This is a genomic window from Thermodesulfovibrio sp. 1176, from assembly GCF_029946585.1.
GTDB lineage: Bacteria > Nitrospirota > Thermodesulfovibrionia > Thermodesulfovibrionales > Thermodesulfovibrionaceae > Thermodesulfovibrio.
This window is the reverse complement of record NZ_JARZRZ010000007.1, coordinates 1-14,929: the sequence shown is the minus strand read 5'-3', so window position 1 is coordinate 14,929 and position 14,929 is coordinate 1. Positions and strand designations below refer to the sequence as shown.

Below are 14,929 nucleotides of genomic sequence, written 5' to 3'. Positions count from 1 at the left end.
TAATGGCAAAACAATTAATTTTATGTGAGAAACCATCAGTAGGGATGGATTTTGCAAAAGGACTTGGAAACAATTTTGCACGCAAGGATGGATATCTTGAAAACAACAACTATATAATTACATGGGCACATGGACATTTGTGTGAATTAAAAACTCCCGAAGAATATAATCCTGAGCTTAAAAAATGGAGTCTTGATACATTGCCTATATTCCCTGAAAAGTTTGAATACAAAATCATTAAAGAAAGTGCAAAACAGTTTAAAGTTATTAAAGAGCTTATTCATAAACAGGAAGTATCAAGCATTGTAATAGCAACAGACTGTGGAAGAGAAGGAGAACTGATTGCAAGGTTGATACTTTTGCTTTCGGGCAACAAAAAGCCTTTGTATCGTTTTTGGACTTCTGAAGCATTAACTCCTGAAGTAATACAAAGAGAGATAAAAAACTTAAAGCCTGCTAAAGAGTTTGACAGATTATATCAATCTGCTTTAGCAAGACAATGGGCAGATTGGCTTGTGGGGATGAATGGAACAAGAGCAGTTACAGTAAAAAATAATGGAGAACTGTTTAGCATTGGAAGAGTTCAAACTGCGGTTTTATCTCTTATAGCTCAAAGAGAAAAGGAGATAAAGAATTTCAAACCTCAAACCTTCTACAATGTGGTTGCAGAGTTTGAAAAGGGGAAAGACACATTCAAAGGTATATATTTTAGACCAAGAAAGGAAGAAACAGAGCAGGAAGAGGTAGAACAGGAAGGAGAGGAAAAGCAGGAAGAAAGCATTAATTCTAAATATGCAATTCTTAGGAAAGAAGACGCAGAGAAAATAGCAAAAGAAGTCTCAGGCAAAAAAGGGATTATAAAGAGTATTCAGAGTAAAATTTCCTCTGAAAAACCACCATTACTGTTTTCTCTTACTACACTTCAGCAGGAAGCAAACAAAAAGTTTGGCTATTCAGCTGATAAAACTCTCAGTATTGCTCAGTCTCTCTATGAAAAACATTTAATATCCTATCCAAGAACAGAATCTCAATATCTTGATCCCGGCTATGCAGGTGAAATTAAAAAAATAGTAGGATTACTTTCAACAGCAGAAATTATAAAGTTTGATAAAGACAAATGCAATGTAAATACTTCCAATAAACGCATATTTGATTTAAGCAAACTTACCGATCACCATGCATTAATACCTCAACAGACACCAAAGAGTGCACTTACAGAAGATGAAAGAAAAATATACGAACTTATTTGTAAAAGGTTTATTTCTGCTTTTTATCCTGATTGTAAGTATAAAAACACAACAGTAATAACAGAAGTAGCAGGATATCTTTTTGAGACAAAAGGGAAGCAACTAATAGATCCAGGATGGCGTGAAATATATGGTGGGCTTACTCAGGACATTATACTTCCTGCTACTATTCTTGAGAAAGATACAGTAAACACTAAAAAAGCAGAATCAGTAGAAAAACAAACTCAACCACCACCAAGATATACCGATGCAAGTCTACTAAACATAATGGCTAATGCACATAGAGTGGTAACCAATCCTGAACTGAAGAAAATACTCAGAGAAAATGCAGGGATAGGAACACCTGCAACAAGAGCACAGATACTTAAGGTGTTACAGGACAGAAAATATATATATAAACAGGGAAAACAATTTGTTCCTACAGAAAAGGGAATATTTCTTATAGAAATGCTTAAAGACGAAAAGATTGCTTCACCTGAATACACTGCAGTATGGGAGCAAGAGCTTGAAAAGATAGCAAGAGGTGAAAGCAAAGATGTAGGAGTGTTCCTTAATTCAATAAAGAATTATGTTGTTAACTTCATTGACAGAACTAAAAGAGCAAATACAGTATGGGAAAAGAAATCCTTTGACTATCCAAAGAGCTATGTGCGTAAACAAACCTCAAAGAAGCAATTCTCTAAACAGAAAACAGGTGGTTATAAGAAATTCAAGAATGCGAAGAAGTATTAAACAGACAGAAGGATAGCCATGCCTATTTCAGTGAGTTATTTATTTGAAAAAATTAGAAGTTATTTACCAAAAGAAGAAATACAATTGCAAGGAATTTTGCAAAAAAACGACAAATATTTTGTTTTAATAGACGAAAAAGACAAAGAATACAAAGTTAATATTTTAGGAACTGAGAGTGGGAATCCTCTCTTTTTTAAAAGAGAGATGAAAGCGACCATATGTAGTTAAAATAAATAGATAAAACTTGCCTTTTTTAATGAAAAAACATATACTATATGTATGGTTGAAAAAATAAACCATGCAAGAACTTGTATATATAATTGTAATTACCATATAGTGTTTTCCACAAAATATAGAAAGCCAGTATTGATGGAAGATGTAGAAAAGAGGCTAAAAGAGATAATAATAGAAATAGGAATGGAAAAAGGATTTAAAGTATCTCAGATAGAGGTAGGGCAAAAAGACCATGTACACATTTTTGTATCAGGGCATCCTAAAATAGCACCATCGTATATAGTCAAGATGATAAAAGGGATAACTGCAAGAAAGCTGTTTATAGAGTTTCCGCAATTAAAAAAGCAATTAAGGAATGGGCATCTATGGAATCCGAGTTATTATATTGAAACTATTGGTTCAATATCGGAAGAAGTAATAAGGAAATATATAGAAAGGCAAAAAAAAGATGACTAACTACACATACAAATTCAGGCTTTATCCAGATAGAGAGCAATTTCAAAAACTAAAACAGTTTACAGGCAGTGTAAGATTTGTGTATAACAAACTGCTTGCGATTTCAAGAGAAAACAAAGACTGGAATACATATAGATATAAGAAACTTCTTCCTGAATTAAAACAAGAGTATCCATTCTTAAAAGAAGCACCATCTCAGGCATTACAGGAAGCGGTATTCAACATTGGAGTTGCTTACGAAAATTTCTTTAAAAAGAAAGCAGGTTTTCCTGCTTTTAAGAAAAAGAAAAATGGTGGTTCTATCTATCTGCCACAAGGATTTAAGATAAATAAAATCAACGATAAATGGTCAAACCTTTATATTCCAAAGTTAAAAAACCCAATAAAATTGAGAACACACAGAAAGATAGAAGGACAAATAAAAGCAATAACTATCAGAATAATGCCATCTGGTAGTTGTTATGCTATGATTCTGGTGAAAAAGGAAATAGAGAAAAAAGAAACAAAAGATAAAATAACTGCAACAGATATGGGATTAAAAGATTTTGCTACGCTTGTAGATAGTAATGGCAATATCCAGAAGATACCGCATCCGAAATATTTGACAAAGACAGAAAAAAGACTAAAAAAACAGCAGAAGAAGTTAAGTAGAAAGCAAAAGTTTTCAAAAAACTTCTTTAAACAAGCAAAAAAGGTAGCAAGGCTACATGAAAAAGTAAAAAACCAGAGATTAGACTTTTTACATAAACTATCTTCTGCCATTATAAGCGAAAACCAAGCGATAGTGGTAGAGGATTTAAACATTAAAGGAATGGTGAAAAACAACAAATTGTCAAAATCAATCTCTGACAGTGGCTGGGGATATCTCAAAACTATGCTTGAATATAAAGCAGTTTGGTACGGCAGAGAACTGATAGTAGCAGATAGATTTTATCCGTCATCAAAGTTATGTAGTAACTGTGGTTATTTAAAGAAAGACTTACAGCTCTTAGACAGATACTGGATATGTCCTATGTGTAAAACATACCATGATAGAGATATAAACGCAGCGAAAAATTTATTACAATATGGTTTCACCTATCTTATAGGTGGTAGGGCAGGAACTGTCCAAACTAACGCCTGTGGAGACAGCTCTGTCGGCGGACTGGTGGTTATACCACCAGTCTACGAGACACCTGTCGTTGAAGCAGGAAGCCTCTCATTTCAATGAGAGGTGGTTCACAAAAAGCATATAACAATTTTTTTAGGGATAAAAGTATAGGTTTTCCTAAATTCAAGAAGAAAAAAGGATATCAATCCTATACAACAAATAATCAAAATGGGACAGTAAATATAGAAAATGGTTATTTGAAAATACCAAAGCTAAAAACAAAGATAAAAATAAAACAACATAGGCAATTTGAAGGAATTATTAAATCGGTAACAATATCTAAAACACCAACAGAAAAATATTATGCTTCAATATTAGTAGAAACAGAGATAAAGGAGTTACCAAAAGTAGATAAAAAAGTTGGAATAGATTTAGGATTAAAAGAATTTGCCATATTTTCAGATGGGATAAAAATAGAAAATCCAAAGTGGTTAAGAAAAACAGAAAAAAGAATAAAGAAGGTTCAAAGAGATTTATCAAGGAAACAAAAAGGTAGTAAAAACTATGAAAAAACAAGATTAAAACTGGCAAAATTGCATGAGAGAATTACAAATCAAAGAAAAGATTTTCTTCACAAATTATCCTCTAAAATTATATACGAAAACCAAGTTATAATTTTAGAGGATTTGAAGATAAAAAATATGCAAGGAAATCATTATTTAGCAAAAGCAATAAGTGAAGTATCATGGTCAGAATTTAGAAGAATGTTAGAATACAAAGCTAATTGGTATGGAAGAGAAATAATAATAGCACCACAAAATTATGCATCAAGTCAAATATGCAGTGAATGTGGATATAAGAATGCTGAAGTAAAGAATTTAGCATTAAGGCAATGGAAATGTCCAATTTGTGGTGCTATCCATGATAGAGATATAAATGCAGCAAAGAACTTGCTAAAGTTAGCCATGTAGATGGTATATGCGGGGAAGGAACAGCCCTTTGAGCGTGGGTAACCTGGTAACAGAAGTTACCTTGACCACGAAGCCACCACTTCTATAAGTGGGGGTAGTTCACCGCCTTTACCGAAAATTTTTTCCGTAATGGAGGGGATAGTTCACCATGAGAAAGAAGGTAAAAATGCAACAAATAGAAACAAAAATAGAAGAAGTCATTAATAAAACTATTGAAATTCCTGCTGCACCTTTTGTAATCATAAAGGTAATAGATTTAGTGCAGGAAGATTTAGCGTCTATTTCAGTTTTGGAAGAAATTATTTTGTCTGATCAGGGACTTACTTCAAGGTTACTAAAGATTGCCAATTCACCTTACTATGGGCAGTCAAGAAAAATAAAAACTATAAAACAAGCATTACTTCTCATAGGGTTTGAAACTTTCAAGTCTCTTATCGTTGCAGCTGCACTGAAAGACTTACATAAGAATATGGGAGTCTTTGAACATAAACTTTGGGAGCATAGCTTAAGCGTTGGTTTATGTAGTAGTATGCTTTCTGTTGTAACAAAAATAGATAAACCCTGGGAAGTCTACGTTTGTGGACTTGTGCATGACATGGGTAAGACATTTATTAACAATTCGTTACCTGAAGAATACCAAGAACTTTATAAAGAAATTTGCCGTCAAAAAAATGGTGATTTTAAGGGTTTTGCAATAGATTTGGAAAAAGAAAAGTTTGGCTTTGACCATACAAATGTTGGACATTTAGTAAGTAAATCATGGAATTTCCCGGAGAAAATGGTTGAAGCTATAAGTTGCCATCACTCAGAGGAAAGTGTTTGTGACAAATTGAAATATCCTGAGACTTGCAATCTTGTTAAGATTTCAGATCAGATTTGTAATAGCTTAGGGCTTGGATTTGAAAAGCGATTAAAAGAAAAAATAGATTTTAAAAGCGTAGGACTAAGCCAAGATTTAGCAAACAAATTTATACAAGAGTTTTCAAATCAAATTTTACTGCAGAAGGAATTTTTTAAAGATTAATTTTTCATTTTTCTACTGATAAGATTCCCTTTATAAAAATTTTACTGTCCTTTTGTAGGCACACAGATAACAAAATTGTCATATAAGCCCTTTCAAAGTCCTTATTCAGTAATGATACTCTGATGTACCCTATATTTAGAGGGCATATTATGTTAGATTTTGCGAAGGCAAAAGACATAGGAGAAGTATTTACAAAAAAGCCTGTCAAATATTCTCAGAGAGATATAGAAATCTTTGGTTCTCTTGTTGACGCAATAGAAGAGTTAGCAGAGAAATATGAACTTTCCATAGAAGAATCCATAGACATTGCAGAGTCAGCAATTAGTTTAGCCCTAAGTGAGTATATAGGGCATGATGTTCAGGTTTATCTTAAGCCAAAATGTAAAATTTATATATACACGGATTTTGTAGCAAAAGAAATTCAGCCCTCTCAAATAAAAAAAGAAGCCTTCAAATATGTTAAAGAAAAGCTATCCTTCCGTTTTTATACCTACCAAGCCTTTAGAATTTATGAGGATGCCAAAAAAATAGTTAGAACCGTTACCTTTGGTCCTGTTTTCAGGATCATACAAAATACCCTTTATGTTAAAATAAAAAACCCTCACGCAACAATAAAGGCAGGTAGGGATTTAATAGGGCAGTGCCCTCTGGAACATCAAACGCCGAAAGAGAGGGGTCAATACAGGGAAGGGCAAATCCTGCCTTTTTTTGTTACAAGCGTGAGGGGAGTAGTTGATGGTAACACTCCAAAAATAATCATAACCTTGAGCAGAAATTCTCTTTCCTTTCCCGAAGAATTACTTCGCATGTCCTTAGCACAGAGAGGCATTTTTACACCTATAAAAGCAGTAAGGCGAATTGCAGGTGGTTGGACTGAAATACACGCAGAAGAAAAGCTACCAAAGGAGTGCATAAAGGAAGTAGGAGACCTGTTAAAAGAGGGAATAATCGTTAAGTATTAGGTAGGAGTTTAAAAATGGGAATATTTAAAAAGGAGACCGATTTGATACAAGACGCAGTTAGAGAAAAGAAAACTATATTAGGGCTTGGTCACAAAATGGATGATCCTACTAAAAAAATTGTTATCTCTGTCCCTGACGATGTTCGAAAAGGACATTTTTGGTGTTTTGGAACAACAAGAGTAGGTAAAACAAGACTTATTGAGGGCATGGTTGAGCAGGATATAAGGAAAGGATATTCAGTTGTTATTGTTGATCCCAAAGGTGATATAGAATTGTTTTCAAAAGTGGTACAGGTTGCCTTTGAGGAATCCCGCCATGATGAGTTAATACTTGTAACAGCTATATTCCCTGATTATTCTGCACTTATAGATCCACTTGCTTTTTACTACATGCCTGAAGAACTTGTTGGGCACATAGTAAGTGGTGTAGATGTAAAAGAGCCCTTTTTCTACAATGTAGCTTATGAAATTAGCATGGTAATTGTTCAGGCATTGCTTCTTAAAGCTAAAGTAGAGGGTAAACCGCATTCCTTTAACCTCAATGAAGTCAAAGATAGAATGAGTAAAGAAGAAATAGAGAAATTATTACACGAAGTTCAGTCAATAGATTTACCTGAAGCAAGACAACTTGAACAAGATATGCTTAAGATTGTTAACTCTCCGCAGGATTATTATTCCAAAGTGTCTTCCTCTTTGAGAGTTGCATTAATGGAGCTTTCATCGGGAAACATTGGGAAAATTATAGGTAAAGCAGATGAAAACAGATTTATGAAAAGACTTGAGGCAGGCAAAAGGGTAATAATGGTAGTTCATCTTGGAAGCCTTCTTACAAGAAAAGCGGCATTTACTCTTGGCAAGGTTGTTATTAGTATGATTCAAAGTTATGTAGGTAGAGTGTTTTCATCGGGCAAAGTAGTAAGTCCGCCACTTGCACTGTATATAGACGAAGCACAGAACACACTTTATTACGACATAGAGGATCTCTTTGCAAAGGCAGGTGGTGCGGGAGTATGGATACATGGATTTAGTCAGTCGGTTAATCAGATTTACTCAAGAGTGGGTAAGGATTTTGGTCGTTCCATACTTGATAACACAAACACTAAACTGTTTATGAGAGTTCCTGACCCTGAGACTGCTGAGTATGTAGCGGAGCATTTCGGCACGAAAAAGAAAATATCTCCTGTGTTAACCACAAATGCAGGCATAACCACTAAAGAGTCAGAAGAACCAATTATAAAACCTTACGATGTATTAAGCCTATCACCACGGCAATTCTATCTTATGACTTACGATGGTAGGTTTAAAGGTAGAACGATGGATGTAACAGACAGATACATAGACATAAAATTTCCGGAGGCACATGCAGATGTTGCATAGTGAAGTATTTGTTGTTGCCGGTTTAGCGGGAAGTGCTATGTTGTTTTGGGTTGCGAAAGATTTATTTTGGCCATTTAAGAAGGCTAAAAAGAAAAGCAAAGGACAAAAACAAACAATTGTTCTTGACACCATATCGGTAATATGGAGCAAGAGAAAAGAGGCTATCCTCAACATAGAGGAACTTTCTTTACTTTGGCGTTCTATAAAATCAGAAAGTGATATTGCCAAAGAGGATATTAAATTTTACAGTGAGATAATTGAAAAATTCTTTAAAGAGCATATAGAGGGCAAATTATTTTTTACAGGAAACACTAAGAAAGTAATACTGAATCTATTGATCCTGCTTGATACAGAGGGGAATGTATCTTCATTAGTATCGGGGCAACAGGATACAGAAAGCAAAATTCCACAAGAGACTTTTAAAAAGCTTTACAATGTAAGCCTTATAGAACACACGATAAATGTGGCAGAGGAGATAATACAGTTAATTCCCTATGGACCGATGGTGCCGAAGGGAATTATAGCGGCATTAGGGCATGACATTGGCAAGATACCCAAGTACAGGCAACAGTATTATGCACTTGGAGACCATCCTTTTATAAGTGTCAATGCCCTTGAGTTAGTGCCTGATTTCAAGAATCTTATATATGCTGATGATGTGCTTAAGGCAGTAAGGGATCATCACTTAAAGCCGAAGGACAAGCTTGGGGAGTATTTAAAGGAAGCAGACCAAAGGGCAAGACGCAAGGAACTAAGCAAGGTAAACAATACAATACTGAGCGATGACATATTAGGCAAAACAGGTGATCCGCATGTGTCTGACATAGCGTCTCCTGAGGCTCTGTGTGCAGAGCCTCAAACAACAGAAGTCTATCAAACGGTATCAAACAATTTATCAAACGATCATCAAACTATAAATCAAACTTCCACCAAACAACAATTCCCACAAACAAAAGACCAAACGAACCATCAAACGAAAGGCCAAACGACCTATCAAACGGTATCAAACGGACAGAATTATCAAACGAAGAACAACATAAAGGAAGTTAGCCGCTCTCAAGGCTCTCAAGAGAGTGTTTTTGGTTTTGCAAGCTACATGGCGGGGGTAGACACGGGTGAGGATACTTTTACAGAGGTGCCTGAGATATTTGGTGGAGACAATTCAAGCAAGGGAGAGTACAAATACGAAAGGATGAAAAATGCAGCAGAGGAAAGTTCCAACATATTTATAAGCACTGAATCAAAAGAATCTCAGAGAGGGGACAACAAACCTAAAAAGATACCACTTGATTGGTTAGACCTTATGGAGTTTCTAAATAGGATTAGGGTATATATAAACAAGGTTGACGAAAATGGTGCGTGGAAGGCATTTAGCATGCCTAACGGAGTAGTTTATGTTTTACCTGATTTAATATTTGCTGAGCTTAAGGGATTAGCAGAGGAATTAGGAGTTTTAGATTTAGACTTGGCAAGTTCTGATAAATCCATAAAGAGGGATTATATATATTCTGTATTATGCAGAGTTAGAGATGAATTAGATGGCATAGAGACCTCTTTAATTAGGGATGGATATTTTTCTGCACCTTTTATTTTAGAGGACAAAGAGGGCAATAGGGTTTCAAGGGCGTTATACGTACCCTTTAAGGCTCATGAAGCTTTTGGGAAGGATCTTGGTAGTTTAGAGGTGATAAAGTCGGGCAAATTAACAAAAATAGCAAGAGTTTATCCACCACAAAAAGAGTAAGAAAAAGGGGGTGAAAAAATATGTTTAAGTGGGTAATGGAAGACAAAAGGGATGTAGAGAATTTTAATGAGATTCCTGTTTTTATGTTTAGCGACATAGACGTTAAAGTAGAGCATTTAGGGAATTCGTTAAACATAAATGGAGAGAGTTTATACATAATACAGACAAAAAATATAACAAGAAAAATATTTGAATATATAGATATATTAATTGACAATGGAATAGATGCAGTAATTTATTATCCCTGTGATCCCTGTGAAGGCATACAGTATGACAAATTGCAGTATATTACTAAGACATTATATTTCAAAAAGGTTCCTTGTTTTTGGAACGTAGCGGATTTAAATATATTTTTAGGGTATTGCTATTCTGTATTAAAGCTAAACAGTGATAAAACCATATTAAAAGATGGGATATTAGCAGTAGTTTCTGCCTTAGAGGGATTACATCATACTAAGATGGTTTCCATGTTATCTCAGAAGATGGCAATTCTTTTAAGTCGTGATAAACAGTTTGCTGAACAAGTAGCATTAGCGGGATTAATACATGATATAGGGAAAATGTTTATTCCAAGCTCTATTTTGAACAAAAAGGGGAAGCTAACAAGTTCTGAAAGAAAAGTTATGGAGTTTCATACAATATGGGGTGGCTTTATAGTAGAGCAATTAAAGTTTTTAGATCAAGGCATTAAGAAGGTAGCAAGGAATATCTGTGCTTTTCATCACGAAAGATGTGATGGGACAGGTTATCCTTATGGTTTAAAGCAAAATGAAATTCCTTTAGAGGCTCAGATAGTAGCAATAGTAGACGTATATGATGCATTAATAAGCAACCGTCCGTACAGAAGTGCAGTTGACAAAGACATAGCAATTAGCTATATCAAGGCAAATAAAGACAAATTTGGAGAAGAAAACATTAAAGCATTTTTATCCATTTTGTAATTTCTCATAAACTTTCAAAGTCCTTATCCAGTTTTGATACATTGATGTACCCTATATATAGAGAGAAGTCTTCATCAGGAGACTAAATTCTTAAAAAAGGAGAAAAAAATGAAAAAGTATTTGTTTTCAGTGTTGTTTGTATTAATTTTTGTATCTTCTGTTTTTGCACAACCGACTGAGGAAGTTGAAAAGCAAATCAAGACGCTTTTCCCTAATTTTTCAATTTCCACAGTAACAGAATCTCCCGTGCCGGGTTTATATGAAGTTGTAAGCAAAGATGGAAATATAGTGTATTGGTCACCAAAGGGTTATATGATATTTGGTGAAATATGGACATCAACAGGCAAGTCAATAACAGCAGAGCGTAGACAAGAAATAGTAGCAGAAAAGTTTAAAAATTTAGACTTATCGGATGCAGTAAAAATTGGTAATGGCAAAAACAAAGTAATAACCTTTACTGATCCTGATTGTCCTTTCTGTAGGAAAAGCTATGAATTTCTTTCTAAGAGAAATGATATAACTGAGTATCTTTTCTTGCTTCCATTTCATGGAGATTCTTCAAAGAAAAAGATAGCCTATTTGCTTTGCAGTAAAGACAAAAAGCAGGCTTATTCAGAAATTATGAGTGGCAGAGAAGTATCAGTATCTAATGAGTGTATTAAGAAATCAGAAGAAACATTCAAAAAACATTTATCTGTTGCACAGAGCATGGGAATAGGCGGAACTCCTACTTTTTATATAAATGGCAAGCTTGTGCAGGGAGCAAATATTCCTCTTATAGAGAATATTTTAAATGGGGGCAAATAAGTTGAAAATAGGGGAAGTTATAAAGATAGCTTTAATTTCTTTAGTAGTATCTGCCTGTTCTCTTTTAGCGTATGACAAATTTTTTGCAACCAAAATAGTAACTTTTGATTTAAAGGGATACATAGCAGTATTAAGAGATTTATATCTTACAAAGCAAATAGATGAAGCAGAGCTAAAAAAGAGGATAGACAAGATTGAAGAAGTTGTGGCTAAAACTCCGAAGAGAAAAATAATAATTACCTCAGATGTCATATTAGGAGGTGATAGGGTTGAAAACCTTACTCCAGAATTTAAGGGATACCCTACAAAGAAGGCAGAGATACCTGAACCTCAAAGCAAGTAGGCTTCTTAAAAGCCCTAAAAGATTGGTTTTGACCATTGTAGGACTTGGTGCTATTAGTTTTTTAGGGTATTTTATTGTTTCAAATCTTGTTGTAAGCCTTGGAGACTCCATTGATAGAAAGGTATTTTGGAAGGTTAATGCAAAGGAACTTAAAAGAGGAAATTATGTTTTAATTCAGACAGATGAAAAGGATATATTTGCAAAGGGCAAGCTAATAAGCAAGATAGTAGGATGTGCAAGTGGAGAAGTGCTTGAGATAAAGGACAATGAATATTACTGCGGTGAGGATTATCTTGGCAGGGCAAAAAATAAGAGTAGAACAGGAATATCTGTAACTCCTTTTAATCCTTGTGGTAGTAGTTATTGTAAATATCAAGTTCCTGAAGGTCAGTATTTTGTTGTAGGCACGCACAAAGATAGTTACGATAGCAGATATTTTGGTTTTGTTGATGCCGATAAAATTGTAGCAAAACTATTACCTTTATGGTGAAAAAATGGGTAAAACAATAACAACTTTTTTAGTTTTAGTTTTTTTTATATTTCCTGTATGGGCACAGAGCTCTCAGGAGCCTTTGCAGGAACAAAAGAAGGATACTTATTACAAGTCACCAACCAAAGAGGGTTGGTGGTGGTATAAGGATTATCAGAAACCTAAGAAAGAAGAAGAGGCAAAGAAAGAGGAGAAAAAAACAGAGCAACCAAAGCAGGCATCTACTCCAAAGCCTTTGAAGGAGTATTCATACGATGAGCTTTTATACATGCATCCTGATGAATTTAGCAAGCTATATGATTACTATCTTAAGAAAGCAGTTCAAAGGCCTACAGAGGAAAATGTATATGAGTTTTACAATCTTCAGGATGTAGCAAGAAAGAAGGCATTACTTTTCTCTCATTATGCAGGCTATGTATGGCAAAAGTATCCTGAGCTTTCAACTGAAAGGGATGTTCCCATATCCGGTCCGGGCATGTCAAAAAAGAGGGATCTTATAGCAGGAGAACTTCAAAGTTATGCGAAAAAGAATGCCTCAGAGTTTGGCTATGTGGTATTTGTTCAACCGGGTTGTGGGTATTGTGATTCTCAACTGAAGATACTTAAGTATGCAGAATCAGAAGGAATAGCAGTAAAAATAGTTGACATAAGCAAAAATCCTTCTGTGCAGGCAAAGTTTGGAATAGAGATAACTCCGACAATAATAGTTGTTGACCAAAAAACAGGACAGTATATGCCGATTAGTTCAGGAGTTGTTTCTCTTGACGAAATATACACAAGAACTGCAAGAGCGATAAGGCTTATGACAGGTGGAGATGATCCTGCAAGATATGGAATATATGAATTTCAAAAAGGCACAAGCCTTGATCCACTTGAGCCTTCTCCTTTGTGGAAAAAAGAGAAAAATACAAACAAATAAAGAGGTGATATAGATGGCTAAATTACTTGAGTTAATAGGTTTAAAGAAAGAAAAACACGAAGAAGAGGTTATATCTTACGAAGAGGTGATTAATGATTTAAGGCGAAACAAATTAAGCAAATATTTAAGTCCTGTTGCTTATGATGAAGAAATGGGAATTTTTTATAATCAGGATGAAACGATAGGCGTAATGTATGAGTGCACACCTGTTTTAGCTTTTGGTGGGCAGACTCTTCAAACTTTAAAGGGGTTGTTTCAGATAAACTACCCTGAAGGCACGGTTTTACAGTTTATTCTTTATGCAGACCCTGATATATCTGCATATATGGATTATTATGAATATTATAAAAGACAGGCTCCTGATTATGTAAGAAAAGCATATCGTTCGTTGAGAGAATTTTACGAAAAGCAAAGAACAGGCAATCCCCCTATAAGAAACTACAGATTGTTTTTTACAATGAAAATTCCTGCTAAAAAAGTAACAGATAGCCTTCTTAAAGAGTTAATGTCATCGACAAGAGAGATTTTGCAGTCTGTTCATTTAAGTCCTGTTTTATGTGGACCGGAGACCTATTTAAGTTTGTTAAGAAAAATAATAAATGGAAGAAAGCCTGAAACAGTTAACTCGTGGTGCAAAAATAAACTAATCAATGCACAGGCAATTTCTGCGGATACTGACATAGAGGTTGAAAATAGATTTATAAAAGCAACAAGTAAATTTACAGAGCAGAATGGCAAAGGGCCGGAAGACTACGAGGTAACAAAATATTTCAGATGCGTAACAGTAAAATCTCTGCCCCAGGAAATAGATTTTTTCTGGGCAAACAGGGTAACAGGCAGTTACGATGGCATAAGCGGTGATGTATCCCAGATAAATACTCCTTTCTGGTATACCCTTAATATATTTGTTGAGGATTTAAAAACAAAAATACACGGTAAAGCAAATCTTGTTTTCCGTCAGCAGGCAATGGGTTCATTCATAGCCTCTTTGAAAAGAAAACAGGAGGAGTATTTCTGGGCGGTTGATAAAGTAGACAAGGGGGAAAGATTTTTCAGAATAATCCCAATAATCTGGGTTTATTCAGAAGATGAAGAACAGACAAGAACAGCCGTTTACAGAGTCATAAAACTCTGGGAGACAACGGGTGCGGTAATGCAGGAAGACTCTACAATACTGCTTCCTCTTTTCACATACAGTTTGCCTTTTGGGTGTTATGCAGACCAGAGAACTATAAATCTTCTTGATAGAGACTTTATAGTTCCCTCAGAGACACTTCCTCCTATGATACCTGCACAGGTTGATTACATGGGAACAGGTGAGCCTTTACTTATATTTAGTGGTAGAAAGGGGCAGATAGTAGGGCTTAACATATTCAGTCAGGGCAGTTCTTCTTATAACTTCTATATTGCTGCTCCTACGGGTAAGGGTAAGTCGTTTACATGTAACTATATAGTTGCTAACTATTTTGGGGCAGGAGTTAAAACAAGGATGGTTGACATAGGTGGTAGTTACAGAAAACTTGCTAAAATGTTTAATGGTAAATTTCTTGAGTTTTCTCCTGACAGTGATATATGTATAAATCCTTTTTCTAA

The 14,929-nt window shown here is 34.9% G+C and carries 15 protein-coding genes; all 15 read left to right on the top strand.

Annotated elements, in window-relative coordinates:
* Window positions 1–2: 2 nt before the first annotated feature.
* Entirely contained in the window at window positions 3–1,979 is a 1,977-nt protein-coding gene (locus QI155_RS10365; protein ID WP_281321564.1) for a DNA topoisomerase 3, read from the top strand.
* Between the two features lie 18 nt (window positions 1,980–1,997).
* Window positions 1,998–2,207 carry a hypothetical protein gene (locus QI155_RS10360; RefSeq protein ID WP_281321563.1) on the top strand — a complete coding sequence of 70 codons (210 nt, stop codon included), beginning with the start codon at window positions 1,998–2,000 and terminating at the stop codon, window positions 2,205–2,207.
* 51 nt (window positions 2,208–2,258) lie between these two features.
* Entirely contained in the window at window positions 2,259–2,669 is a 411-nt protein-coding gene (gene tnpA, locus QI155_RS10355; RefSeq protein ID WP_281321562.1) for an IS200/IS605 family transposase, read from the top strand.
* Window positions 2,662–3,879: an RNA-guided endonuclease TnpB family protein gene (locus QI155_RS10350; RefSeq protein ID WP_281321561.1), complete on the top strand. Its 1,218-nt coding sequence runs from the start codon at window positions 2,662–2,664 to the stop codon at window positions 3,877–3,879. Before tnpA ends, QI155_RS10350 begins: the two co-directional genes overlap by 8 nt.
* A complete protein-coding gene (locus QI155_RS10345; RefSeq protein WP_281321560.1) occupies window positions 3,876–4,730 on the top strand; it encodes an RNA-guided endonuclease TnpB family protein in 855 nt (284 codons plus the stop codon). The genes QI155_RS10350 and QI155_RS10345 overlap by 4 nt, the downstream gene beginning before the upstream one ends.
* Before the next feature lie 148 nt (window positions 4,731–4,878).
* Window positions 4,879–5,754, top strand: coding sequence for an HDOD domain-containing protein (locus QI155_RS10340; RefSeq protein WP_281321559.1), 876 nt, complete (start codon window positions 4,879–4,881; stop codon window positions 5,752–5,754).
* A gap of 149 nt (window positions 5,755–5,903) precedes the next feature.
* Window positions 5,904–6,716: a hypothetical protein gene (locus tag QI155_RS10335; RefSeq protein ID WP_281321558.1), complete on the top strand. Its 813-nt coding sequence runs from the start codon at window positions 5,904–5,906 to the stop codon at window positions 6,714–6,716.
* A gap of 14 nt (window positions 6,717–6,730) precedes the next feature.
* Window positions 6,731–8,092, top strand: coding sequence for a TraM recognition domain-containing protein (locus tag QI155_RS10330; protein ID WP_281321557.1), 1,362 nt, complete (start codon window positions 6,731–6,733; stop codon window positions 8,090–8,092).
* The gene (locus QI155_RS10325; RefSeq protein ID WP_281321556.1) at window positions 8,082–9,836 is read left to right on the top strand and encodes an HD domain-containing protein; all 1,755 of its coding nucleotides are present in this window, start codon (window positions 8,082–8,084) and stop codon (window positions 9,834–9,836) included. The genes QI155_RS10330 and QI155_RS10325 overlap by 11 nt, the downstream gene beginning before the upstream one ends.
* A 20-nt stretch (window positions 9,837–9,856) precedes the next feature.
* Window positions 9,857–10,777, top strand: coding sequence for an HD domain-containing phosphohydrolase (locus QI155_RS10320; RefSeq protein ID WP_281321555.1), 921 nt, complete (start codon window positions 9,857–9,859; stop codon window positions 10,775–10,777).
* A gap of 108 nt (window positions 10,778–10,885) precedes the next feature.
* Entirely contained in the window at window positions 10,886–11,584 is a 699-nt protein-coding gene (locus QI155_RS10315) for a DsbC family protein (protein WP_281321554.1), read from the top strand.
* Window position 11,585: 1 nt separating this feature from the next.
* Window positions 11,586–11,927, top strand: a complete 342-nt coding sequence (locus QI155_RS10310) for a hypothetical protein (protein WP_281321553.1) — start codon at window positions 11,586–11,588, stop codon at window positions 11,925–11,927.
* Window positions 11,854–12,417, top strand: coding sequence for a signal peptidase I (gene lepB / locus QI155_RS10305; RefSeq protein ID WP_281321552.1), 564 nt, complete (start codon window positions 11,854–11,856; stop codon window positions 12,415–12,417). Before QI155_RS10310 ends, lepB begins: the two co-directional genes overlap by 74 nt.
* A gap of 4 nt (window positions 12,418–12,421) precedes the next feature.
* Window positions 12,422–13,336, top strand: a complete 915-nt coding sequence (locus tag QI155_RS10300) for a conjugal transfer protein TraF (protein ID WP_281321551.1) — start codon at window positions 12,422–12,424, stop codon at window positions 13,334–13,336.
* Window positions 13,337–13,349: 13 nt separating this feature from the next.
* On the top strand, window positions 13,350–14,929 hold a 1,580-nt coding region (locus QI155_RS10295), incomplete at its 3' end, for a TraC family protein (protein ID WP_281321550.1).

Excerpts from the sequence above, each read along its gene's own strand:
- QI155_RS10360 (WP_281321563.1), top strand. The coding sequence starts at position 1,998 with ATGCCTATTTCAGTGAGTTATTTATTTGAAAAAATTAGAAGTTATTTA.
- QI155_RS10345 (WP_281321560.1), top strand. The coding sequence starts at position 3,876 with ATGAGAGGTGGTTCACAAAAAGCATATAACAATTTTTTTAGGGATAAA.
- QI155_RS10335 (WP_281321558.1), top strand. The coding sequence starts at position 5,904 with ATGTTAGATTTTGCGAAGGCAAAAGACATAGGAGAAGTATTTACAAAA.
- QI155_RS10320 (WP_281321555.1), top strand. The coding sequence starts at position 9,857 with ATGTTTAAGTGGGTAATGGAAGACAAAAGGGATGTAGAGAATTTTAAT.
- QI155_RS10300 (WP_281321551.1), top strand. The coding sequence starts at position 12,422 with ATGGGTAAAACAATAACAACTTTTTTAGTTTTAGTTTTTTTTATATTT.
- QI155_RS10340 (WP_281321559.1), top strand. The coding sequence starts at position 4,879 with ATGAGAAAGAAGGTAAAAATGCAACAAATAGAAACAAAAATAGAAGAA.
- QI155_RS10325 (WP_281321556.1), top strand. The coding sequence starts at position 8,082 with ATGTTGCATAGTGAAGTATTTGTTGTTGCCGGTTTAGCGGGAAGTGCT.
- QI155_RS10330 (WP_281321557.1), top strand. The coding sequence starts at position 6,731 with ATGGGAATATTTAAAAAGGAGACCGATTTGATACAAGACGCAGTTAGA.
- QI155_RS10365 (WP_281321564.1), top strand. The coding sequence starts at position 3 with ATGGCAAAACAATTAATTTTATGTGAGAAACCATCAGTAGGGATGGAT.
- tnpA (WP_281321562.1), top strand. The coding sequence starts at position 2,259 with ATGGTTGAAAAAATAAACCATGCAAGAACTTGTATATATAATTGTAAT.
- QI155_RS10350 (WP_281321561.1), top strand. The coding sequence starts at position 2,662 with ATGACTAACTACACATACAAATTCAGGCTTTATCCAGATAGAGAGCAA.
- QI155_RS10315 (WP_281321554.1), top strand. The coding sequence starts at position 10,886 with ATGAAAAAGTATTTGTTTTCAGTGTTGTTTGTATTAATTTTTGTATCT.